The organism is Gemmobacter nanjingensis (genome assembly GCF_014652195.1).
Classification (GTDB): domain Bacteria; phylum Pseudomonadota; class Alphaproteobacteria; order Rhodobacterales; family Rhodobacteraceae; genus Gemmobacter; species Gemmobacter caeni.
Genome location: NZ_BMYI01000082.1, coordinates 1 through 844, shown reverse-complemented (window position 1 = coordinate 844; position 844 = coordinate 1). Strand labels below are relative to the sequence as shown.

Below are 844 nucleotides of genomic sequence, written 5' to 3'. Positions count from 1 at the left end.
TGGTCTCAGCCATCCGACGGCTCCTGCGGCAGGATGGACCGGGCCGCCCGGTCATTCGCCGCCTTGCGCGAGGGTGCCCAGGCCCGGATGGCGACGATCAGCAGGAAGCCCATCATCCAGATCGGGCCGAAGGTCTTGGCAAGCAGGACAAGGGTGTCGTGGCTCATGGCACGGTTCCCTCATGGGCCAGCCGGGCGGCGTCGGTCTGGGCGCCGAGCGATTGCAGATAGGCGATGACGGCGTCCATCTCTGTCAGGCGCGAGGGATCGCCGTCGAAGGCGCGAAGGGCGGGGCGGTCGCCGTGACGCTCGCGGAAGGCCTCGGCCTCTGCGCTGTCGGGGCGGCTTTGCGCCAGAGCGTCTGTCTCGGCCCCCGCAATCATCGCGGCGTCATAGGGCACCCCCAGCCGGGCCAGCGTCGCCAGGGCACCGGACAGGTCGGAAGTGTCGAGGGGCCGCATCAGCCAGGGATAGGCCGGCATGATCGAGGCCGGGACCACCAAGCGCGGGTCGGTCAGATGCGCGACATGCCAGGCGTCGGAGTATTTCTCGCCCAGCCGCGCCAAGTCCGGCCCCGTGCGCTTGGACCCCCAGAGCATTGGGTGATCGTAGGCGCTTTCCGAGGCCAGCGAATAGGGGCCGTAGCGGTCGATCTCGTCCGCCAGGCTGCGGACCATCTGGCTGTGACAGGCATAGCAACCCTCGCGCATGTAGATCTCGCGGCCGGCCAGCTCCAGGGGCGTCAGGGGCCGCAGGTCGGCCGGGATCTCCACCGTCTCGTCGATGGTGAAAAGCGGCGCGATTTCCACCAGCCCCCCGATGGACGCCGCGACGATGATCGCGCC

2 protein-coding genes are annotated in these 844 nt (G+C 69.3%); both read right to left on the bottom strand.

What is annotated here, in order from left to right:
• Nucleotides 1-5 precede the first annotated feature (5 nt).
• Nucleotides 6-167: a cbb3-type cytochrome oxidase subunit 3 gene (locus tag IE126_RS25730; RefSeq protein ID WP_189383241.1), complete on the bottom strand. Its 162-nt coding sequence runs from the start codon at nt 165-167 to the stop codon at nt 6-8.
• Nucleotides 164-844, bottom strand: a 681-nt coding sequence (ccoO, locus tag IE126_RS25725) for a cytochrome-c oxidase, cbb3-type subunit II (protein WP_189383239.1), incomplete at its 5' end; no start/stop codon positions are given. The genes ccoO and IE126_RS25730, both read right to left, overlap by 4 nt.